This window comes from Streptomyces sp. NPDC045956, assembly GCF_056430705.1.
In genome coordinates, this window is record NZ_JBWKKZ010000018.1 from 20,089 (window position 1) to 39,502 (window position 19,414).

Annotated in this window: 21 protein-coding genes; 6 read left to right on the forward strand and 15 right to left on the reverse strand. The window is 72.4% G+C overall.

The genetic code is table 11. The features are described from left to right. Positions 1–16 precede the first annotated feature (16 nt). Positions 17–1,312 (forward strand): 3-oxoacyl-ACP reductase, encoded by a 1,296-nt coding sequence (locus AC07FV_RS33550; RefSeq protein ID WP_479091439.1) that lies wholly within the window; start codon positions 17–19, stop codon positions 1,310–1,312. Positions 1,313–1,773: 461 nt separating this feature from the next. After that, positions 1,774–2,631 carry a MaoC family dehydratase gene (locus tag AC07FV_RS33555; protein ID WP_479091544.1) on the forward strand — a complete coding sequence of 286 codons (858 nt, stop codon included), beginning with the start codon at positions 1,774–1,776 and terminating at the stop codon, positions 2,629–2,631. Here AC07FV_RS33555 and AC07FV_RS33560 read toward each other — a convergent pair. From AC07FV_RS33560 to AC07FV_RS33600, 9 genes are all read right to left on the reverse strand, one after another. After that, positions 2,604–3,311 carry a TetR/AcrR family transcriptional regulator gene (locus tag AC07FV_RS33560; RefSeq protein ID WP_479091441.1) on the reverse strand — a complete coding sequence of 236 codons (708 nt, stop codon included), beginning with the start codon at positions 3,309–3,311 and terminating at the stop codon, positions 2,604–2,606. The two genes, AC07FV_RS33555 and AC07FV_RS33560, sit on opposite strands and share 28 nt — an antisense overlap. A gap of 161 nt (positions 3,312–3,472) precedes the next feature. After that, positions 3,473–4,822 (reverse strand): dicarboxylate/amino acid:cation symporter, encoded by a 1,350-nt coding sequence (locus AC07FV_RS33565; protein WP_479091442.1) that lies wholly within the window; start codon positions 4,820–4,822, stop codon positions 3,473–3,475. Positions 4,823–5,144: 322 nt separating this feature from the next. Further along, positions 5,145–5,444 (reverse strand): DUF4229 domain-containing protein, encoded by a 300-nt coding sequence (locus AC07FV_RS33570; protein ID WP_479091444.1) that lies wholly within the window; start codon positions 5,442–5,444, stop codon positions 5,145–5,147. 100 nt (positions 5,445–5,544) lie between these two features. After that, positions 5,545–6,069, reverse strand: a complete 525-nt coding sequence (locus tag AC07FV_RS33575; protein WP_479091445.1) for an N-acetyltransferase family protein — start codon at positions 6,067–6,069, stop codon at positions 5,545–5,547. A gap of 243 nt (positions 6,070–6,312) precedes the next feature. Continuing rightward, a complete protein-coding gene (gene mqnE / locus AC07FV_RS33580; RefSeq protein ID WP_479091447.1) occupies positions 6,313–7,476 on the reverse strand; it encodes an aminofutalosine synthase MqnE in 1,164 nt (387 codons plus the stop codon). Between the two features lie 61 nt (positions 7,477–7,537). Next, positions 7,538–7,993 carry an Lrp/AsnC family transcriptional regulator gene (locus tag AC07FV_RS33585; RefSeq protein WP_384696267.1) on the reverse strand — a complete coding sequence of 152 codons (456 nt, stop codon included), beginning with the start codon at positions 7,991–7,993 and terminating at the stop codon, positions 7,538–7,540. A 67-nt stretch (positions 7,994–8,060) separates the two neighbouring features. Beyond that, positions 8,061–8,738, reverse strand: coding sequence for a UbiX family flavin prenyltransferase (locus AC07FV_RS33590; RefSeq protein WP_479091449.1), 678 nt, complete (start codon positions 8,736–8,738; stop codon positions 8,061–8,063). Between the two features lie 31 nt (positions 8,739–8,769). Next, positions 8,770–9,675: a menaquinone biosynthesis prenyltransferase MqnP gene (gene mqnP, locus AC07FV_RS33595; RefSeq protein ID WP_479091450.1), complete on the reverse strand. Its 906-nt coding sequence runs from the start codon at positions 9,673–9,675 to the stop codon at positions 8,770–8,772. Next, positions 9,672–11,129, reverse strand: a complete 1,458-nt coding sequence (locus AC07FV_RS33600; protein ID WP_479091452.1) for a menaquinone biosynthesis decarboxylase — start codon at positions 11,127–11,129, stop codon at positions 9,672–9,674. The genes mqnP and AC07FV_RS33600 overlap by 4 nt, the downstream gene beginning before the upstream one ends. An 88-nt stretch (positions 11,130–11,217) precedes the next feature. Between AC07FV_RS33600 and AC07FV_RS33605 the strand changes: the two genes are divergently transcribed. Next, positions 11,218–11,544 (forward strand): PLD nuclease N-terminal domain-containing protein, encoded by a 327-nt coding sequence (locus AC07FV_RS33605; RefSeq protein WP_391970095.1) that lies wholly within the window; start codon positions 11,218–11,220, stop codon positions 11,542–11,544. 15 nt (positions 11,545–11,559) lie between these two features. Here AC07FV_RS33605 and AC07FV_RS33610 read toward each other — a convergent pair whose 3' ends face one another. From AC07FV_RS33610 to AC07FV_RS33630, 5 genes are all read right to left on the reverse strand, one after another. Continuing rightward, positions 11,560–12,432, reverse strand: a complete 873-nt coding sequence (locus AC07FV_RS33610; protein ID WP_479091453.1) for a hypothetical protein — start codon at positions 12,430–12,432, stop codon at positions 11,560–11,562. A 16-nt stretch (positions 12,433–12,448) separates the two neighbouring features. Beyond that, positions 12,449–13,318: a helix-turn-helix domain-containing protein gene (locus AC07FV_RS33615; protein WP_479091454.1), complete on the reverse strand. Its 870-nt coding sequence runs from the start codon at positions 13,316–13,318 to the stop codon at positions 12,449–12,451. A 237-nt stretch (positions 13,319–13,555) separates the two neighbouring features. Further along, positions 13,556–13,759, reverse strand: coding sequence for a DUF397 domain-containing protein (locus tag AC07FV_RS33620; RefSeq protein ID WP_479091455.1), 204 nt, complete (start codon positions 13,757–13,759; stop codon positions 13,556–13,558). 47 nt (positions 13,760–13,806) lie between these two features. Beyond that, on the reverse strand, positions 13,807–13,932 hold the full coding sequence (locus tag AC07FV_RS33625; protein WP_479091457.1) for a DUF397 domain-containing protein: 126 nt from the start codon (positions 13,930–13,932) through the stop codon (positions 13,807–13,809). Then, positions 13,880–14,836: a helix-turn-helix domain-containing protein gene (locus AC07FV_RS33630; protein WP_479091458.1), complete on the reverse strand. Its 957-nt coding sequence runs from the start codon at positions 14,834–14,836 to the stop codon at positions 13,880–13,882. The genes AC07FV_RS33625 and AC07FV_RS33630 overlap by 53 nt, the downstream gene beginning before the upstream one ends. Before the next feature lie 106 nt (positions 14,837–14,942). Between AC07FV_RS33630 and AC07FV_RS33635 the strand changes: the two genes are divergently transcribed. Then, positions 14,943–15,479, forward strand: coding sequence for a DUF7848 domain-containing protein (locus tag AC07FV_RS33635; protein ID WP_479091460.1), 537 nt, complete (start codon positions 14,943–14,945; stop codon positions 15,477–15,479). Here the strand turns inward: AC07FV_RS33635 and AC07FV_RS33640 are convergent. Beyond that, positions 15,406–17,028 carry a carboxylesterase/lipase family protein gene (locus AC07FV_RS33640; protein WP_479091461.1) on the reverse strand — a complete coding sequence of 541 codons (1,623 nt, stop codon included), beginning with the start codon at positions 17,026–17,028 and terminating at the stop codon, positions 15,406–15,408. The two genes, AC07FV_RS33635 and AC07FV_RS33640, sit on opposite strands and share 74 nt — an antisense overlap. Positions 17,029–17,145: 117 nt before the next feature. Between AC07FV_RS33640 and AC07FV_RS33645 the strand changes: the two genes are divergently transcribed. Continuing rightward, positions 17,146–17,862 (forward strand): MerR family transcriptional regulator, encoded by a 717-nt coding sequence (locus AC07FV_RS33645; protein WP_479091462.1) that lies wholly within the window; start codon positions 17,146–17,148, stop codon positions 17,860–17,862. 129 nt (positions 17,863–17,991) lie between these two features. Beyond that, on the forward strand, positions 17,992–19,392 hold the full coding sequence (locus tag AC07FV_RS33650; RefSeq protein ID WP_479091464.1) for a condensation domain-containing protein: 1,401 nt from the start codon (positions 17,992–17,994) through the stop codon (positions 19,390–19,392). Positions 19,393–19,414 lie beyond the last annotated feature (22 nt).

Genomic DNA, 19,414 nt, shown 5'->3' on the forward strand with positions numbered 1-19,414 from the left:
GTTGGGGAGACAGGACATGGCCGACCGCTATCTCAGCTTCACCGGCACCGCGCCCGGCCGCTTCCTCACCCGGCGCCTGGGTCTCCCACGGCCCGCACCGCTCCGGCGGGACGCGCTGGACGGCGGCCTGCTGCACCTCACGGCCGGCAGGTCCGACCTGGACCTCGCCCCCGTGCTGGCCCGCACGGGTCTCGCCGCGGGCGGGGACGGCCACCCGGCCGCCGTCGTCCTCGACGCCACCGGCGTGCGGGACGTCGACGGGCTCGCCGGGGTGCACGCCGCCCTGCACCCCGTCGCGGGGTCCGTCGCCACGAGCGGCCGGATCGTCGTCCTCGGTGCCCCGCTCGACCCCGACGACCACCACCAGGGCGCCGCCCAGCAGGCGTTGGAGGGCTTCACCCGCTCGCTCGGCAAGGAGATCGGGCGGGGCCGGACGGTCAACCTGGTCCGGCTCACCGACGCCCCCGCCGCCGAGTCCACCCTCCGCTTCCTCCTCTCCGCCGCCTCCGCCTACGTCAGCGGCCAGGTGATCGAGGTCGCCCCCGACGGCGCCGCCGTCACCGCCCCGGAGGACTGGGACCGCCCCCTCGCCGGACGCACCGCACTGGTCACCGGCGCCGCCCGCGGCATCGGCGCCGCCGTCGCCGAGACGCTGGTCGAGCAGGGCGCCCACGTCGTCGTCCTCGACGTGCCGCAGGCGGAGCGGGAGACACGCGGGCTCGCCGAGCGCCTCGGCGGCACCCCCCTCGCGCTGGACATCACCGCCGCCGACGCGGGCGAGCGCATCGCCGCCGCCCTGCCCGGCGGACTCGACGTCCTGATCCACAACGCGGGCATCACCCGCGACCGGCGCCTGGTCAACATGGGCGCCGACCGCTGGAGTTCCGTCCTCGACGTCAACCTCGCGAGCGTCCTGCGCACCACGGACGCGCTGCTGGCCGCGGGCGCGGTGCACCGGGGCGGCCGGATCGTGGCGACCGCCTCCATCGCCGGGCTCGCGGGCAACGCCGGCCAGACCAACTACGGTGCGAGCAAGGCCGGGATCGCCGGCCTGGTCCGCTCGCTGGCCCCGCGCGCGCTCGCCGGGCACGGGGTGACGGTGAACGCGGTCGCGCCGGGCTTCATCGAGACGAAGATGACGGCGGCGGTCCCGCTGTTCATCCGCGAGGCCGGGCGCCGCATGAACTCCCTGGCCCAGGGCGGTCTCCCGGCCGACGTCGCCCGCACCACCGCCTGGCTCGCCCACCCGGCCTCCGGCGCGGTCAACGGCCAGGTCGTCCGGGTCTGCGGCCAGAGCCTGCTGGGGGCGTGATGGACCCCGCCTCCCCCACCGAGGGCTCCGCCGCCGAGGGCTCCGCCGCCTCCGCCGCCGAGGGCACGGCCTCCCCCGCCGAAGGCTCTCCCTCCCCCGTCCAGGGCACGCCCGCCTCCGCCCAGGGGTCCCGCTCCCCCGTCCAGGGCACGCCCGCCTCCGCCCAGGGGTCCCGCTCCCCCGTCCAGGGCACGCCCGCCTCCGCCCAGGGGTCACCCTCCCCCGCCGAAGGCTCCCCCTCCTCCGCCCAGGGCACGCCCGCCTCCGCCCAGGGGTCCCCCTTCCCCGCCGAAGGCTCCCCCTCCTCCGCCCAGGGCACGCCCGCCTCCGCCCAGGGGACCCCCTCCCCCGCCGAAAACTCTCCCTCCCCCGCCCAGGACACGCCCGCCTCCGCCCAGGGGACCCCCTCCCCCGCCGAAGGCTCTCCCTCCCCCGCCCAGGACACGTCCTCCCCCGTCACCATCCTGAGCGGCCCGCCCGCCCTCGTGCCGCTCCTCGCGCGCGGCGCGCTGCTGTCCCCGTTCAAGCGGCCCCGCGCGGACGCCGCTTTCCCCCGCACCCGGCTGGTCCTGCCCGGCCTGCGCGTCGACCTCGCGCGCCTGGCCGCCTACGAGCGGGCCTGCGGGTTCCCGACCGGGGCGGACGCGCTGCCGGTCACCTACCCGCACGTCCTGGGCTTCCCCGCCGCCATGCGGCTGATGAGCGACCGGCGCTTCCCGCTGCCGCTGCTCGGGCTCGTCCACACCTCCATCGACATCACCGGGCACACCGTCCTGACCGCGACGGCCGCCTACGAGCTGTCCGTCCACGTCGAGGGGCTCGCCCCGCACCGGCGCGGCACCGAGGCGTCCGTGGTGACCCGGCTGCGGGAGGGCACCGACCTGGTCTGGGAGTCGCGCAGCACGTACCTGGCCCGCCACCGCACGCCCGGACCCCCACCCGAGGCCGGGCACGCCCCCGCCGCGGCCCCCGGGCCCCTGCCCACCCGTGCCGAGTGGCGTCTCGCCGGCGACGTCGGACGGCGCTACGGTGCCGCGTCCGGCGACCGCAACCCGATCCACCTGCACCCCCTCACCGCCCGCCTCTTCGGCTTCCCCCGGGCCATCGCGCACGGCATGTGGACCGTGGCCCGGTGCCTCGCGGAGCACGGGACGCCGGACGCGGCCGTGGTGCGGGCCGAGTTCCGCGCACCGGTGCTGCTGCCGGGGACGGTGCGGTACGGGGCCGAGGGCGGGCGCTTCGAACTGCGCGGCGCCGGCGACCGGCTGCACCTGTCGGGCGAGGTCGGCCCCTATCCGGCCCGGACCGGGGCCGGCTGAGCCGCCTGGGCCGCCTGAGCCGCCGGGTCGGCGTCCGGCTCGTCCGGTGCCGACCAGGGCCGGCCCGCCATCAGGTCGCCCAGTCCGGCCCAGGCGAAGTTCATCAGGGTCGCCGCCGCCTGCTTCGCGGTGACGCCCTCGGTGGCGCTCGCCCAGTCCGCGAGGGCCTCGGCGGCACCGACGAGCGCCTCGGCCAGCCCGGCGACCTCGCCCTCGGGCAGGTGCGGGTCCCGGTGCGCGTCCCTCGCCGCGGCGGCGATCAGCTGCGTGACGAAGGCGACGATCTCCGCGCGCATCACCGCCACCTCGGCCGCGAACCGCTCCCCGTGGGTGCGGGCGTGCAGGTGCAGCACCCGCCAGGCGTCCGGGTGGCGCGCGGTGTGGTCGAAGAACGCCCGCAGTCCCGACCAGAGTTGCCCGTCGGCGGACAGTCCCGGCAGCACACCGGCCCGCACCGCCTCGGTGAGGGCGCGGGCCTCGCGGCGGATGCAGGCGGTGAAGAGGTCGTCCTTCGAGTTCAGGTACAGGTACACCAGCGGCTTGGAGACGCCCGCCAGTTCGGCGATCTCGTCCATCGACGCCGCCATGTAGCCCCGCTGCCCGAAGATGCGCACGGCGGCGTCCAGCATCTGCTGCTCCCGCACCGCACGCGGCATCCGCTTGGTCTTCGAAGCACCCATGCGCATCAGCGTACGGTCCGCACGGCGCCGATCAGGACCGCGCGCCGGGGACGGGCCGGCTCTCGCGACCGTCCGGGTCGGACCCCCGGTACCCGGCGAAGACGCGCGGACGCCCCGCGCCGGTGTCCCGGCGCGGGGCGTCGCGATGGTCCGAAGTGCCGTCAGACGGCGGCCGGGACCGGCTCCGAAGCCTTCGTGCGCGGCTCGGGCTCCGGCTCGTCGATCGGCGAGCTGTGCGCCTCGTCGTAGGCCTTGCGGTCGAGGATGCCCTCACGCGCCGAGACCAGGACCGGGACCAGCGCCTGCCCGGCCACGTTCGTCGCCGTGCGCATCATGTCCAGGATCGGGTCGATGGCGAGGAGCAGGCCGACGCCCTCCATGGGCAGGCCCAGCGTGGAGAGGGTCAGGGTCAGCATGACCGTGGCGCCGGTGAGGCCGGCCGTGGCGGCGGAGCCGACCACCGAGACGAAGGCGATGAGCAGGTAGTCGCCGACGCCGAGCTGGATGTCGAAGATCTGCGCGACGAAGATCGCGGCGATCGCCGGGTAGATCGCGGCGCAGCCGTCCATCTTGGTGGTCGCGCCGAAGGGCACGGCGAAGGAGGCGTACTCCTTCGGGACGCCGAGGCGCTCGGTGACCCGCTGGGTGAGCGGCATGGTGCCGACCGAGGAGCGGGAGACGAAGGCCAGCTGGATCGCGGGCCAGGCGCCCTTGAAGAACTGGATCGGGTTGACCTTGGCGACGGTGGCGAGCAGCGTCGGGTAGACGCCGAACAGCACGATCGCGCAGCCGACGTAGATGTCGGCGGTGAAGGTGGCGTACTTGCCGATCAGGTCCCAGCCGTAGGTGGCGATGGCGTGGCCGATGAGGCCGACGGTGCCGAGCGGGGCCAGCCGGATGACCCACCACAGGGCCTTCTGGAGGAGTTCGAGGATCGACTCGCTCAGGTTGAGGATCGGCTGGGCCTTCTCGCCGAGCTGGAGGGCGGCGATGCCGGCGACGGCGGCCATGAAGACGATCTGGAGAACGTTCAGCTCGGTGAACGGCGTGATGACGTCGCTCGGCACGATGCCGGTCAGGAAGTCGATCCAGGAGCCGGTGTTCTCGGGCTTCGCGCCGTCGGCCGGGGTGAGGCCGGTGCCGGCGCCCGGGTTGGTGACGAGGCCGATGACGAGGCCGATGGCCACCGCGATCAGCGACGTGATCATGAACCAGAGGAGGGTGCGGGACGCCAGGCGGGCCGCGTTGTTGACCTTCCGCAGGTTGGTGATGGACACCAGGATCGCGAAGAAGACGAGCGGGGCGACGGCCAGCTTCAGCAGGCCGATGAAGATGTCGCCGATCTTCTCCAGGGTGGTGACCAGCCAGGATATGTCCTGGCTGCGGGCCAGCCAGCCCAGCAGCACACCGAGGACCAGACCGCCGATGATCTGGGCCCAGAAGGGCACCTTGAAGGGCAGCTTGGGCGACTTGGAGGTCTTCTCGTCGGAAGACTTCGTGAGGGAGGACACGGACGGACTCCGTAAGGGGACGGGACGCGGGGACGGACGCGCAGTGCTGACGTGGAGAACGACGGGATGAGGGGGGAACGTCAGGGGCGACAGTTCGCGGACGCGCACCGACAGAGGTCCACGTGCAGGCGCGCCACGAGCCCGAGGCTCGGGGGTGTGTGGGGCGCGGCTGCGTGCTTCATGCACACGACTTTAACACCCTCGCTTTGAGACCCCCAAAGCCTCGCTTTGACAGGCGACGAGGGCCCTGTGCCCGTAAAACGCAGATCGCCCCGGTTTCCTGGGGTATCGGAAACCGGGGCGGGCGGGTCTGTGAGGTGCGTTACGAGGTCTGGCTGCGGGTGCGGGAGGAGTCGTCGGCGACGTCCTCCATGCCGCGGTTGGCGTCGAGGTTGGCCTTCATCCGGTCCACGCGGCCGGCGACCTGGACCGAGGCCCGGTCGCGCTCCTTGCGCAGCACGACGTAGCTGATGGGGGCCGAGACCAGCAGGGAGAGCAGGAGGATCCACATGCCGTTGGATTCGCCCAGGCCGCGCGGGAAGACGCCTGCGTAGACGAGTCCCCAGACGACCACGAGGCAGCCCACGAAGATCCCGAGGCGCATCAGCGTGTAGCGGAGCATCTCAATCCACTCTTCCGTTTCTGGCACAAAGAGGCACGTCCAGTGAAACATGCCGGGGTGCCGATCTTGCAGCGGGGTGGGGTCCGGCCGGGAGACCCGGTCAGGCCAGCGGCAGCAGCAGGATGACGTCGTCCCGGTCGTCGCCGGGGGCCACCCGGATCGCGCCGGGCACCCGGCCGACCTCCTTGTAGCCGCAGGACTCGTAGAAGCGCTCCAGGCCGAGTCCGCCCCGGCAGGTGAGGCGGATCGCCTCGATGCCGTCGACGGTGCGGGCCGCGTCCGCGGCGGCGGCCATCAGGTCGCGGCCGTAGCCCCGTCCCTGGTGGCGGGGGTGGACCATCACCGTGTAGAGCCACAGCCAGTGGGTCATCAGCCGGTGCGCGTTCAGGGCGAGGAAGGCGGTGGCGGCGACCTTGCCCTCCTCGTCGTGGCCGACGAGGAGGCGGGTGCGGCCCTCGGCCATGCCCACGAGGTGCTTGACCAGCTCGGGGCGGATGTCCTCGCGCGTCACCGGCGGTACGAAGCCCACGGAGCCGCCCGCGTTGGAGACGTCGGTCCACAGGTCGAGCACGCCGTCGCGCAGCGCGGGGGTGACGGGCGGGTCGAAGGTGAAGGTAAGGGACACGGAGCCATGGTAACCATTACCCCGGTGCGTGGGCCGTCGCGTTCCGGGTGGTGGACATGCTCCACGGCCACCGCCGTGACCGGTTCGCGTCCGGGGCCGGGTGCGGGTGCTCCGTGGCTGGTCGCGCGGTTGCCCGCGCCCCTTCGGGGCACGTTCACCGAACGCCCCGGAAAGAGGCGCCGGGGCCCGCGCGACCAGCACCCACCGACCCGCAGCCGGCGATGAGACCGGACCGACCCTCGTTCACACCCGCATCGGCTGCGGCGCCTCCCGGCGCGCGGGGTCGGGGCCCTCGAACTCCCGGATGATCTCGTACCGGGTGTTGCGCTCCACCGGCCGGAAACCGGCGTCCCGGATCAGGTCGAGCAGGTCCTCGCGGGTCAGCTTGTTCGGCGTGCCGAAGTCGTCCGCGTCATGGGTGATCTTGTACTCGACGACCGAGCCGTCCATGTCGTCCGCGCCGTGCTGGAGGGCGAGCTGGGCGGTCTGGACGCCGTGCATGACCCAGAAGACCTTGACGTGCGGGACGTTGTCGAAGAGCAGCCGGGAGACCGCGAAGGTCTTGAGGGCCTCGGCGCCGGTCGCCATCTGCGTGCGCGCCTGGAGCCGGTTGCGGACCTTGCCGTCCTTCATGTCCACGAAGTCGTGCTGGTAGCGCAGCGGGATGAAGACCTGGAAGCCGCCCGTCTCGTCCTGCAGTTCACGCAGCCGCAGCACGTGGTCCACGCGGTGGCGGGGCTCCTCGATGTGGCCGTACAGCATGGTGCACGGGGTCTTGAGCCCCTTCTCGTGCGCCAGGCGGTGGATGCGCGACCAGTCCTCCCAGTGGGTGCGGTGGTCGACGATGTGCTGCCGGACCTCCCAGTCGAAGATCTCCGCGCCGCCGCCGGTCAGGGACTCCAGGCCGGCGTCGATCAGCTCGTCGAGGATGTCGGAGGCGGACATCCCGGAGATGGTCTCGAAGTGGTGGATCTCGGTGGCGGTGAACGCCTTCAGCGAGACGTCGGGCAGCGCGGCCTTCAGCTCCCTGAGCGAGCGCGGGTAGTAGCGCCAGGGCAGGTTCGGGTGCAGGCCGTTGACGATGTGCAGCTCGGTGAGGTTCTCGCCCTCCATCGCCTTGGCGAGCTTCACCGCCTCCTCGATGCGCATGGTGTACGCGTCCTTCTCCCCCGGCTTGCGCTGGAAGGAGCAGTACGCGCAGGAGGCGGTGCACACGTTGGTCATGTTGAGGTGGCGGTTGACGTTGAAGTGGACGACGTCGCCGTTCTTGCGCGTCCGCACCTCGTGCGCGAGGCCGCCGAGCCAGGCGAGATCGTCCGACTCGTACAGCGCGATGCCGTCCTCGCGGGTCAGCCGCTCACCGGAGCGGACCTTCTGCTCCAGCTCGCGCTTGAGCCCGGCGTCCATGCGATACCTCTTTCTGAGACAGACTCGTAAACCGTACGCCCCCCGGTGTCAGACCTCGGCGTCAGACCTCTTCGGGCAGCTCGCCCACCCGGTTCTCCCACTTGGTGGAGAGCACGATGGTGGTACGGGTGCGGGAGACGCCCTTGGTCCCCGACAGCCGCCTGATGATGCTCTCCAGGCCGTCCACGTCGGTGGCGCGGACCTTGAGCATGTAGGAGTCGTCGCCGGCGATGAACCAGCAGTCCTCGATCTCCCGCAGGTCCTTCAGCCGCTGCGCCACGTCCTCGTGGTCGGCCGCGTCGGAGAGGGAGATGCCGATCAGGGCGATGACGCCGAGACCGAGCGAGGCGGAGTCCACGGTGGCCCGGTAGCCGGTGATGACCCCGGCCGCCTCCAGCCGGTTGATGCGGTCGGTGACGCTGGGCCCCGACAGTCCGACGAGGCGTCCCAGCTCCGCGTAGGAGGCCCGGCCGTTCTCCCTCAGGGCCTGGATGAGCTGCCTGTCCACCGCGTCCATGCGATCGAAGCCTTCCACTGAAGAGTTCTGAAGATGTGGGTCACAACGTGTGGGGGGGAGGTGGTGCTCAGGTGGTGGGGCGTGCCCCGCCGAGGTCGCCGCGCCAGCGGCGGTACAGGTCGTGCTGGACCCCGGCCGCGTCCAGGACGCGGCCGGCGACGAAGTCGACGAGGTCCTGGATGTGCGTGGCCCCCGCGTAGAAGGCGGGCGAGGCGGGCACCACGGCGGCGCCCGCGTCGTCCAGGGTCACCAGGTGCCGCAGCGTCCGGCCGTCCAGCGGGGTCTCCCGCACGGCGACGACCAGCTTGCGGCGCTCCTTGAGGGTCACGCTCGCCGAGCGCTGGAGCAGGTCCTTCGACAGTCCCAGGGCGACGCCCGCGACGCAGGCCGTCGAGGCGGGCACGATCAGCATGCCCTTGACGGGGTACGACCCCGAGGACGGCCCGGCGGCGAGGTCCCCCGCGCTCCAGTGCCGTACGCCGGAGAGGTCGTCCACGTCGAAGGTCCCGGGCTTGCCGTCGGCGCCGCGCGCGAGCCACTGCCGCAGGTCGGTCTCCCAGTGGGCGTCCCGGAACGAGATGCCGGTCTCGTCGAGCAGGGTGAGCCGCGAGGCCCGGCTGACCACCAGGTCGACGCTCTCGCCGGCGGCGAGCAGCGCCCGCAGCACCGCCGCCGCGTACGGCGTACCGGAGGCGCCCGACACCCCCACGATCCAAGGCGTGCGCTGCGTCTGTCCTGGCTTCATGGTGTCGAGCCTAGTCGCAGGCTCAGGGTTTTCAGACGGTGAGGCCCCGGACGAGCAGGTCGAGCAGCGCGCACACGAACAACGCGATCCCGATGAAGCCGTTGACCGAGAAGAACGCCCTGTTCAGGCGGGTCAGGTCGGTCGGGCGCACGATGGTGTGCTCGTAGACGAAGGCGCCCGCCACGATCAACAGGCCGAGCCAGAAGAAGAATCCGGCGTCGGTGGCGAGGGCGTACCAGACGAAGAGGCCCGTGGTGACGGTGTGGCAGGCGCGGGCGCCCCAGATGGCCGCCGGGATGCCGAAGCGGGCCGGGACCGACTTCACGCCGACCTGCCGGTCGGTCTCGACGTCCTGGCAGGCGTAGATCAGGTCGAAGCCGCCGATCCAGATGCCGACCGCGAGGCCGAGGACGACGGCCTCCCAGGACCACTCGCCGGTGATCGCCAGCCAGCCGCCGATCGGGCCCATGGCCTGGGCGAGGCCGAGGATGGCCTGCGGGAAGTTCGTGAACCGCTTGCCGTAGGGGTAGACCACCATCGGGATCACCGCGACGGGGGCGAGGGCGAGGCAGAGCGGGTTGAGCAGGGCCGCGGCGCCCAGGAAGACGACGAGGGCGATCAGCGCGCCGGTCCAGGCGTGCTTGACCGACATGGCGCCGGTGACGAGTTCGCGGTGGGCGGTGCGGGGGTTGCGGGCGTCGATCTCGCGGTCGATGATCCGGTTGACCGCCATGGCGAAGGTGCGCAGGCCCACCATCGCGACGGTGACCAGGAGCAGCCGGCCCCAGTGGATGTTCTCGTCCCACAGGTACATCGCGGTCAGGGCGGCGATGTAGGCGAAGGGCAGCGCGAACACCGAGTGCTCGATCATCACCAGGCGCAGGAACGCCTTGGTACGCCCCGGCTGCTGCGGCAGCGCGGCGGAAGCCGAGGTCACAGTCCGTACTCCTTCCAGCGGCGGTCGACCTTCGCCGCCGTCTCCGGGTCGGACAGCACCATGTCCGGCCAGCCCCCGTCGCGCGTGTACCCCTCCTCGGGCAGCTTCTTCGTCGCGTCGATGCCCGCCTTGCCGCCCCAGAACTGCTGGTAGGAGGCGTGGTCGAGATGGTCGACCGGGCCTTCGACGACGGTGAGGTCGCGGGCGTAGTCGGTGTTGCCGAGCGCCCGCCAGGCGACCTCGTGCAGGTCGTGGACGTCGCAGTCGGAGTCGACGACGACGATCAGCTTGGTCAGGGACATCATGTGGGCGCCCCAGATGGCGTGCATCACCTTCTGGGCGTGCTTGGGGTACTTCTTGTCGATCGAGACGATCGCGCAGTTGTGGAAGCCGCCGGCCTCGGGGAGGTGGTAGTCCACGATGTCCGGCACGATGATCTTGAGGAGCGGGAGGAAGAAGCGTTCCGTCGCGCGTCCCAGCGGACCGTCCTCGGTCGGCGGGCGGCCGACCACGATCGACTGGAGCAGCGGGCGCTTGCGCATCGTCACGCAGTCGATCTTCAGGGCCGGGAAGGGCTCCTGCGGCGTGTAGAAGCCGGTGTGGTCGCCGAAGGGGCCCTCGGGGAGCATCTCGCCGGGCTCCAGCCAGCCCTCGATGACGACCTCGGCCTGGGCGGGGACCTGGAGCGGCACGGTCTTGCAGTCGACCATCTCGATCCGCTTGCCCTGCACGAACCCGGCGAAGAGGTACTCGTCGATGTCGCCGGGGAGCGGGGCGGTGGAGGCGTACGTCACGGCGGGCGGGCAGCCGAAGGCGATGGCGACGGGCAGCCGCTCGCCGCGCCGGGCCGCCACCTGGTAGTGGTTGCGGCTGTCCTTGTGGATCTGCCAGTGCATGCCGATGGTGCGCTTGTCGTGGCGCTGGAGCCGGTAGAGGCCCAGGTTGCGGATGCCCGTCTCGGGGTCCTTGGTGTGGGTCAGGCCCAGGTTGAAGAAGGAGCCGCCGTCGTCGGGCCAGGTGAAGAGGGCGGGGAGCCGGTCGAGGTCCACGTCGTCGCCGGTCAGGACGACCTCCTGGACGGGGGCGCTGCCCGGCTTCACCTTCTTCGGCGGCACGTGGGTCATCGTGCCGAGCTTGCCGAAGGCCTCGCGCATGCCGACGAAGCCCTGCGGCAGCTCGGGACGGAGCAGCCCGCCGATCTTGTCCGAGATGTCGGAGTACGACTTCAGGCCGAGGGCCTTGAGCAGGCGCCGGTCGGTACCGAACACGTTCATCGCGAGGGGCATGTCGGAGCCCTTCACGTTCTCGAAGAGCAGGGCGGGGCCGCCGGCCTTGTTCACCCGGTCGACGATCTCCCCGATTTCCAGGTACGGGTCCACCTCGGCCTTGATGCGCTTGAGGTCGCCCTCGCGCTCCAGCGCCCGGAGCAGCGAGCGAAGATCGTCGTAAGCCATGCGGTCCAGTATCCCCGAGCCGCTACCCTGGCCCTGTACCTGGGGGCCGTGACGCGTCCCCGCCCACCGCTTGAGCTGGAGAGGCCCCATGCTCCGGGTGCTGATGTTCCTGATCCCACTGGCGCTGAGCGTCTACGCGTTCATCGACTGCATCAGCACGAAGGACGAGGACGTCCGGCACATCCCCAAGCCGCTGTGGGCGATCCTCGTCCTGCTCTTCCCGCTGGTCGGCTCGGTCTCGTGGATCATCGCCGGCAAGAAGCGGCAGCCGGCCGGCTCCTCGCCCTGGCAGGGCGGCGGCGGGCGGCGGCAGTGGGTCGCGCCGGACGACAACCCGGACTTCCTGAAGTCGCTGGACAAGGACGACGAGAAGGACCGCGACCGCGACAAGGACGAGGACCCCAAGGGCGACTGACCCGCGGGGGCCCGGTCACTCGTCGACGAAGATCGCCTCGGCGGTGGATGCGGTGACGGCTCGGGTGAGCCAGTGGCGGAGGACTTCGGGGTCACCGCACGCGGTGATGCGTCCGCGGACTTCGTCGGAGACGGGGAGGCCTCGCTGTTCCAGGACGATCAGGACGTCCTCGGCACCGCGCTGTGCGCGGCCCTCGTCGCGGATCTCTTCGGAGATGTAGGACTTGTAGAAGGAGAGGTCCACGGCCACCAGGTTCCTCCAGAGGTGCTTGGCCGGGCGGTTGCCCAGTCCATGTGCGGTGAATTCGACGATGGGGTCCACGACGTCTTCAGGCGCGTCCCGCAGTGCTGTGGAAAGGGCCTTCAGTATCGCATTCACGACCGGTTCGGCGGCGTGTGTGATGGCCGCCAGGCTGGCCAGCACGAGATCGGCACGGGCCTCCTCCGGGTCGGTGATCACCGGCATGTTGTGCGGTCCGGCCACTAGGGGCGTCAGGGTGAGCGTCGGCAGCTCGGGGGGTCCGCAGGTCACTGGTAGCTGGGCCCACTTGGCCGTCGCGTAGTCCTGGCAGACGACCAGCAGCGCGGTGGGCAGGCGGTACTTCGTCCACAGGTACGAGACGTAGTACGCCCAGCTCGCGGGTTTATCCGGGTCCTTCTTGCCCTGGGCCTCGACGGCCAGCAGGAATGGGCCTTGGTCGGCGGTCTCGAAGCGCAGGAGGGTGTCGACCCGGCGTTCGACGGGGCTCGCCTCGGTGAGGTCGGTGGGCAGGGTGGTCGCCGCGACGGGTCTGGGGATGTCGACCCCCAGGAAGCGGGAGACGCGGCTGAAGAGTCCCGGGTCGTGTTGGAAGATGCGGTGCATCGCCTCGTGAGACGAGCTGACCATGGGGTTCCGTTCTAGGTCAGGGGTGGTGGGCGGCTGCCGTGCGGCAGTCGCGGCAGTGGGGTTCGTGGTCGGGGGCGCGGAAGCCGCGGTCGCAGCGGTCGCAGTTGCGCAGGGGGTGCCGGACCGGGGGTGGTGCGGCGGTCGTCCGGGGGCCCAGCGGTGGTGGGGGTGGTAGCTGGGCCGTCAGGCGGTGGGCCAGGAGGGCCGCCGGGCGGCGTACGCCCTCAGCGGGCAGGCCGGTGGTCAGGGCGTCGCGTACGGCCGCGGGGCTGACCTCGCGTTCCAGCCAGGCGGCCACGCCGGGGGCCAGGTGGGTCGTGTCGCAGGCCGAGAGCAGCAGGCGGCGGTCGTGGCGGCGCAGGCCGGTGAGGACGTCGGTGGCCTGCTTCAGGAGCGCGGGGGCCTTGCAGCCGGGTTGCGGTACGGCGGGCAGCGGGCGTGGCGCCGCGGGCGGGCGACGCGGAGGGCGCTCCACCCGCGCGGGAGCGTGCGGGCGCCCGGAGGTGCGGCGCCGGGCCGCGCTCGCCGGGTCGTTGCACGACACCGTGCGCGTGACGATGCGGCCGTCCGGGATGCGCTCCCGTTCGCGGCGCAGGTAGCCGTACTCCTCCAGCTCGTTCAGGGCCGCGCCGATGCGGGTCGCGCCCTCCTTGAAGCGGGCGGTGAGGCTCCTGATGTCCACCGGGGTGCCGACGCGCACCGACTGGATGTACAAGCCCAGGCCGATCGCCAGCAGCGACAGGTGCGGGTGCTGGGCGAGGTGGTTGCCGACCACGGTGAAGTTGGTGGTGTGGCGCACGTGCTCGTGCGTGACCCCTGATCGGGGGTGTTTGCCGCCGGGGGCGGACGGGGCGTGCGGAGGCGCGCTAAGGTCGCGGGTATCCATCAGGAAGAGGGTTCGACTTCCTCGTTGGCCAGGCCCTCGTGGGGATTGCGAGTCCCCTCGGGGGCTGACATATGTCAGCGGGTAATGCGCTGAGAGTAGGGGAGTTGGGGCCCCCGAAAGCCAGCCCAACCGGTGATGTTCACCCAGGCGAGTGAGGCGACGCCGTGGGCGGGAGGGAGGGGTGGGGCTTGGCTGGGTTTCTTTCTCCCAGTGGTTTTTTCCGGGTAGGCGCCCGTCTCACCGGAGCACGAGAAAGCGGGCTCCGGTGAATGCGGACCAGGCGGCGCGGCCGACCAAGAGGACGGGGCCGTCAGGGCTCTTGCTGTCGCGGACGGGGACGACGCCGGGGAATCCGGGGGCTACTTCGACGCAGTCTCCGCCGTTGGCACCGCTGTAGCTGCTCTTGATCCAGAACATCGCGTCGGGTTTGTGGCTGCCCATGGTGTTCAGACCCTTCGATCGCGTTGGTCTGGCGAGTCGGGCCCCTGTCACCGGTCCACGAGGAAGCAGGCTCCGGTGAATGCGGACCAGGCGCCGCGACCGACGAGCAGGACGGGACCGTCAGGGATCTTGCTGTCGCGGACGGGGACGACGGACGTGAATCCGGGGGCCACTTCGACGCAGTTGCCGCCGTTTTCCCCGCTGTAGCTGCTCCTGATCCAGAACGCCGCGTCGGATTCGTGGCTGCCCATGGTGTTCGTACCCTTCGATCGCGTCGCCGAGGAGGGCGACCGTCTGGCGAGTCGAAAGTGAGTCCGCCCTGAGCACATCATAGGTGTGGCTGTGCTGGGCGAACACGGCTGGATCACTGGTGAAGTGACCCCGTTCCAGCGACTCCGAGTACACCCAACGCTCCCCGCCGGGCAGCTCGATCAGGGACATCGAGACGTTGGGCCGCAGGAGTTCCGGGTAGCTCGCGGGCGCCACCTGGATGCGGATGTTGGGGCGGCGTCCGAGGTTCAAGAGGGCCGCGCACTGGTCCCGCATCACCTCCGGGCCGCCCACCACGTTGCGAAGACAGCTCTCGTCCAGGACGACGACGTAGGACGGGCGCTCGTCGCCCATGAAGCGTTGCTGTCGGCTCAGTCGTGCCCGCACGCGCTCCTCCAGCTCCTCGCCGCTCGCGACGCGGGAGAACAGGGCCCGGGCATACATCTCGGTCTGCAACAGCCCCGGCACCACCCGCTCCTGGTACTCCCGCAGAGCGACGGCCACCGCGTCCATCTCGGCCCGGCGTCGGAACCAGTCCGGATGCTCCACCTCCGGATACCAGTCGATCCGCCCCCACAGCCGCCCCAGCACCCCGCCCGCGCCCAGCAGCTCGTCGCACGTCTTCGCGAAGGTGTCCTGCGGTACCCGCGACCCCGCCTCCACGCGGGCGACGTGTGAGCGGTCGCAGGGGATGCGGGCCGCCAGGGCCTCCTGCGTGAGGCCCGCGGCCTCACGGAAGTGCCGCAGCACCTCGCCGAACACGGCGGCCGTACTCGCGCCCGAGCCACCGGCGTTGCGCCGTCCCACGAAGCGGACCTCCTTCGTGACAGTCCCTGAGTGTCACGCGCCAGGCGTTGCTCCGCACGATTCCCCTGCGCGACGCTCGGTACACCCAGAGTCACGGAGGTTCACGATGGATCACGAGGGGCGACTGAGCGCCGCCGTGCGGGCGGTCAACGGCCGTTCGCTCAGCGACGCGTCGACGGCACGGGCGCTGGTCGCGCTGCCGCCGCCGCCCGAGCCGGTGCCCGGCTGCGCCCTCTGCGCGCAGCTGGCCGTCCTGCGCGCCCACGCGCGGGCCGTCGGCGACGGCAGCGCGGAGACCGACGCCGACGTGCTGCTGGCCCGGCACCAGCGGCAGGCGCACGCGCTGCGCCGGGTGTTCCGGTACGTGCCGTTCACGATCGTCCAGGACCCGTCCGCATGGCCGGAGTACGAGGCGCGGTGCGTGTCGGGGGACGAGGCCGACTGCGGTGCCTCCTCCGGGCCGCGTGGGGGCCCGGAGGAGGTGGAGGAGTGGCAGCGCGGGCACACCCGGGAGACCCGGCACCTGCGCTACCGGCGCTGCTTCGCGGACTACGCGGTGCTGGAGCCGGTCAGGAGCGGGCCGGGTCCGACGGGAGCCACAGGTCGCACTTGTGGTCCTGCGGGAAGGTCGTCGACGCCGTGATCGCCTCGGGGGCGAGCACCTGAACCTTCGGGTACTGGTTCCAGCGCGGGGCGCCCAGCGCGTACGGGACGCCGGTGTGGGCGAAGTTGGTCCAGTAGCCGAGCATCTTGTCCGCCAGGGCGTTCTGGGCGGGCGTGCCGGAGACGCCGCCGAAGACGTACCGGATCTCGGAGCCGTGCGGGGCGCCCAGCGGGAAGCCGACCGGCAGGTTCAGGTGGTCCATGGCCCCGCGGTCGGCGAACTCGTACTGGTAGGAGCGGGTATGGCCGGCCATCAGTCGCGCGGTGCGGGACTGGAGGCAGGCGAACTGGGAGTCGGTGAGGACCGCGCCGAGGGCCTCGGCGGGGGTGCCGTAGTCGGACAGGGGGTAGCGGGCGAGGATCGCGTCGGCGCGGTCGCCGTACAGGGTGCGGACGGCCACCGGGTAGCCGGCCGCCGTGAGGGGCCGGCCGGCCAGGTCGTAGGTGGTCGCGACGGTGAGGCGGCCCTCGTCGGCGGTGGTGCCCTGGAGGACGGGGACGCGGTGGAAGCGGCCGCTCTCCAGGGCGTCCGCGATCTGGAGGGGCAGGACGCGGCCGTCGACGTTGGGGACCCAGCGGGCGGTGGGGGCCGTGGCGGCCCTGAGCAGCTCGCCGGCGGGCTTGGCGCGCAGGCAGGCCACGTCGGCGCAGCCCAGGGAGGCGGCCCAGGAGGCGCCGGTGCGCTGCTGGGACTCCTGGGTGGGCAGCGGGAAGCCGCAGCCGGACTGGGCGATGGCGCGGTCGAAGAGGCCGGTCGCGCGGGGCGAGACGAGGTGCTGGCAGACGCTGCCGCCGCCCGCGGACTCGCCGAAGACGGTGACGTTGCCGGGGTCACCGCCGAAGGCCGCGATGTTCTGCCGTACCCAGCGCAGGGCCGCCTGCTGGTCGAGCAGGCCGTAGTTGCCCGAGATACCCTCCGGGGACTCGCCGGCCAGGCCCTCGTGGGCGAGGTAACCGAAGGCGCCCAGGCGGTAGTTGAGGGTGACGACGACCGCGTCGCCCCGGGTGGCCAGGTTTCCGCCGTCGTAGAAGGCGCCGGAGCCGATGGTGAAGCCGCCGCCGTGGATCCAGACCATCACCGGCCGCTTGGTGACGGAACGCTCGGTGGGCGCGTGCACGTTGAGGTAGAGGCAGTCCTCGCTCGGGGTGCCGGGACCGGCCAGGTCTCCCCAGGGGGTGGAGGAGTTCGCCTGCATGCAGGGGTTGCCGGGGGTGGTGGCGTCGCGGACTCCCGTCCAGCGTGCGGGCGCCGCGGGCGGCTTCCAGCGCAGGTCGCCGACGGGCGGGGCGGCGTAGGGGATGCCCAGGTAGTCGTGGGTGGTCTCGGCCGTCGCGCCGCGCACCTGCCCGTAGCGGGTGGTGACGGTCGGCGCGTCGGCCGCGGCGGCGGGGGCGGCGAGTGCGGTGGGGGCGGCGGCCAGGGCGGTCGCCGACAGCAGGAGGAGGCCGGACAGCGCCCCTCGTAGGCGGCGCGGCCATGACCGTGCGGTGCGGGTTCTCGGCGTGCGTGTCGTGAGCGGGCCGGACATCGGCACCTCCGTGACGGGGTGGGTGGGGGGCAACAGCCCCCGCAGTGTCGGCGTCCGCCGCCGCGTCCCGCATCGCGTGAATCACCAGTCTCCGGGCGGGGCCTACCCTTCTCGTCGATGACGAACGACCGCCGTCTGCGCACCGTGGACCTGGCCCGCCGGGCCGGCCTCTCGACGCAGCAGATCCGCAACTACGAGGACGCCGGGGTGCTCCCCCCGGCGGACCGGACCGAGGCCGGCTACCGCGTCTTCGGCGAGCGGCACCTGCGGGCGCTCCTGACGTACCGGTCGCTGCAACCGGGGTACGGGCCGGTGGCGGCGACGCGGATCATGCGGACCGTGCACGAGGGGGACGTGCCCGGCGCGCTCGCGCTCGTCGACGGCGCGCACGCGGCCCTGCACGCGGAGCGGCTCTCGCTGCGGGAGGCGAGCGCGGCGCTGGAGGAACTGGCCCGCGAGGCGCCCGGGCCGCAGCCCCGCTCCGGCGGACTGCGCATCGGCGAGGTGGCCGCGCTGATCGGCGTACGGACGTCCGCGCTGCGGGTGTGGGAGGCGGCGGGGCTGCTCACGCCCCGGCGCGATGGCGGCACCGGCTACCGGGTGTTCGGGGCCGCCGACGTGCGCGACGCCCGGCTCGTGCACACGCTGCGCGGGGCCCACTACCTGTTCGAGCAGATCCGTCCCGTCCTGGACGGCCTGCGGCGCGAGGGCGGCAGCGAGGCGCTGCGGGCCGCGCTCGGGGCGCGGGAGCGGGCGCTCACCGCGCGGACCCGGGCGATGCTGGCGGGCGCGGGGGCCCTCGACGCCTACCTGGGGGACGGCCGGACGGGGTGAACGGCGGTCCCCGTACCGCCGTTCGAGGGGCCATCCGTTTCGTTGAAGAGTGCCGACACACCCGGTGCAGGGTCGCGGACTGGGCATTCAGTTGGTCGGGTCTGTGACATCTGCGAACGGAGACCCCTCGTGCGACTGACCGACATCCACCGCTGCGAGATCCGGCCCGGCCACCTCGTCGAGTGGACGCTCAGTCCGGCGACCGTCGAGGTCGCGGCGGCCCTGCCCGAGGACGCCCGGCCACCGGCGTACATCCAGGAGTCGCACATCCGCACCGCGCGGTCGCTCCGCGACGACGGCCTGTTCGTGCCGACCTGGCTCGGCGCTGCCTTCGACCTTCCCGGCCCGGTCGACCTGGACGCGCTCCAGGAGGCGCTGCGCGCCTGGACGCTGCGGCACGAGACGCTGCGCAGCGGTTTCCGCTGGGACGGAGGGGCCGACGACACCATGCGCCGGTTCACGCTCGACGCGGACGCGGTGGCCCTGCGCCGGGAGGACGTCGGCCACTTCCCGGACACGACGGACCTGGCCCGCCACCTCCAGACCCGCTTCGACGGCGTCGCGGACGCGCTGCGCTGGCCCAACCTGATCTACACGGCCGTCGTCCGGGACGACGGCGCGAGCGTCTACATGGCCTTCGACCACAGCAACGTCGACGCCTACTCCCTCTACCGCATCCCCGCCGAGGTGCACGAGCTGTACCGGGCCGGCGTGGAGGGCCGGGCCCTGGAGGGGCCGCCGGTCGGCAGCTACGTCGACTTCTGCGAGGCGGAGCGCGCGGAGGCCGACCGGATCGACGGCGACCACGACGTCGTCGCCCGCTGGCGGGAGTTCATCCGGCGGTGCGACGGGCGGCTGCCCTCCTTCCCGGTCGACCTCGGGCTGGAGCCGGGCGGGCCGCTGCCCGAGCAGAAGCTGCTGCGCGAACCGCTGGTGGACGCGGCCGACGCCGCCGCCTTCGAGGCGTACTGCCGTCCCCACGGAGGCAGCCTGGCCGGCGTCCTGGCCGCGACCGCGCTCGCCGTCCACGAGATCGGCGGGGAGCCGGTGTACCGCACGGTGGTGCCGTTCCACACCAGGTCCCGGTCCCAGTGGTCGGAGTCCGTGGGCTGGTACGTGGGCGGCGCGCCCATCGAGGTGCCGGCGGACCGGGCCCGGGACTTCCCCACCGCCCTGCGGACCGTCCAGGCCGAACTCCGGGCCAACCGGCGGATGTCGCGCATGCCGATCGACCGGGTGCTGCGCCTGCTCGGCACGGACTTCCGCCCGGTCTCACCGGACCTGTACTCGATCGTGTCCTACGTCGACGCGCGCGGCGTCCCCGGCGCCGGCCGGTGGCCGGAGCACTCGGCGTACGCACTGCTGCGGGTGTCCTACGGCGACCAGGTGTGCGCCTGGGTCACCCGCCTCCCGGAGGGCCTGTGGTTCGCCGCCCGCCACCCGGACACCGACGTGGCGTACAAGAACCTGAGCCTGTACGTGGAACGCCTGCGGGACATCATCACCGGCGTGGCCCGCGACCACCCCTAGGAACACCGCCCCGTGCCGTGCC

Excerpts from the sequence above, each read along its gene's own strand:
- mqnE (WP_479091447.1), bottom strand. The coding sequence starts at position 7,476 with ATGGACGCCGGGCTCAAGCGCGAGCTGGAGCAGAAGGTCCGCTCCGGT.
- AC07FV_RS33635 (WP_479091460.1), top strand. The coding sequence starts at position 14,943 with ATGGATCACGAGGGGCGACTGAGCGCCGCCGTGCGGGCGGTCAACGGC.
- AC07FV_RS33615 (WP_479091454.1), bottom strand. The coding sequence starts at position 13,318 with ATGGATACCCGCGACCTTAGCGCGCCTCCGCACGCCCCGTCCGCCCCC.
- AC07FV_RS33620 (WP_479091455.1), bottom strand. The coding sequence starts at position 13,759 with ATGGGCAGCCACAAACCCGACGCGATGTTCTGGATCAAGAGCAGCTAC.
- AC07FV_RS33560 (WP_479091441.1), bottom strand. The coding sequence starts at position 3,311 with ATGGGTGCTTCGAAGACCAAGCGGATGCCGCGTGCGGTGCGGGAGCAG.
- AC07FV_RS33585 (WP_384696267.1), bottom strand. The coding sequence starts at position 7,993 with ATGGACGCGGTGGACAGGCAGCTCATCCAGGCCCTGAGGGAGAACGGC.
- AC07FV_RS33590 (WP_479091449.1), bottom strand. The coding sequence starts at position 8,738 with ATGAAGCCAGGACAGACGCAGCGCACGCCTTGGATCGTGGGGGTGTCG.
- AC07FV_RS33570 (WP_479091444.1), bottom strand. The coding sequence starts at position 5,444 with ATGCTCCGCTACACGCTGATGCGCCTCGGGATCTTCGTGGGCTGCCTC.
- AC07FV_RS33605 (WP_391970095.1), top strand. The coding sequence starts at position 11,218 with ATGCTCCGGGTGCTGATGTTCCTGATCCCACTGGCGCTGAGCGTCTAC.
- AC07FV_RS33645 (WP_479091462.1), top strand. The coding sequence starts at position 17,146 with ATGACGAACGACCGCCGTCTGCGCACCGTGGACCTGGCCCGCCGGGCC.
- AC07FV_RS33610 (WP_479091453.1), bottom strand. The coding sequence starts at position 12,432 with ATGGTCAGCTCGTCTCACGAGGCGATGCACCGCATCTTCCAACACGAC.
- AC07FV_RS33600 (WP_479091452.1), bottom strand. The coding sequence starts at position 11,129 with ATGGCTTACGACGATCTTCGCTCGCTGCTCCGGGCGCTGGAGCGCGAG.
- AC07FV_RS33550 (WP_479091439.1), top strand. The coding sequence starts at position 17 with ATGGCCGACCGCTATCTCAGCTTCACCGGCACCGCGCCCGGCCGCTTC.
- AC07FV_RS33640 (WP_479091461.1), bottom strand. The coding sequence starts at position 17,028 with ATGTCCGGCCCGCTCACGACACGCACGCCGAGAACCCGCACCGCACGG.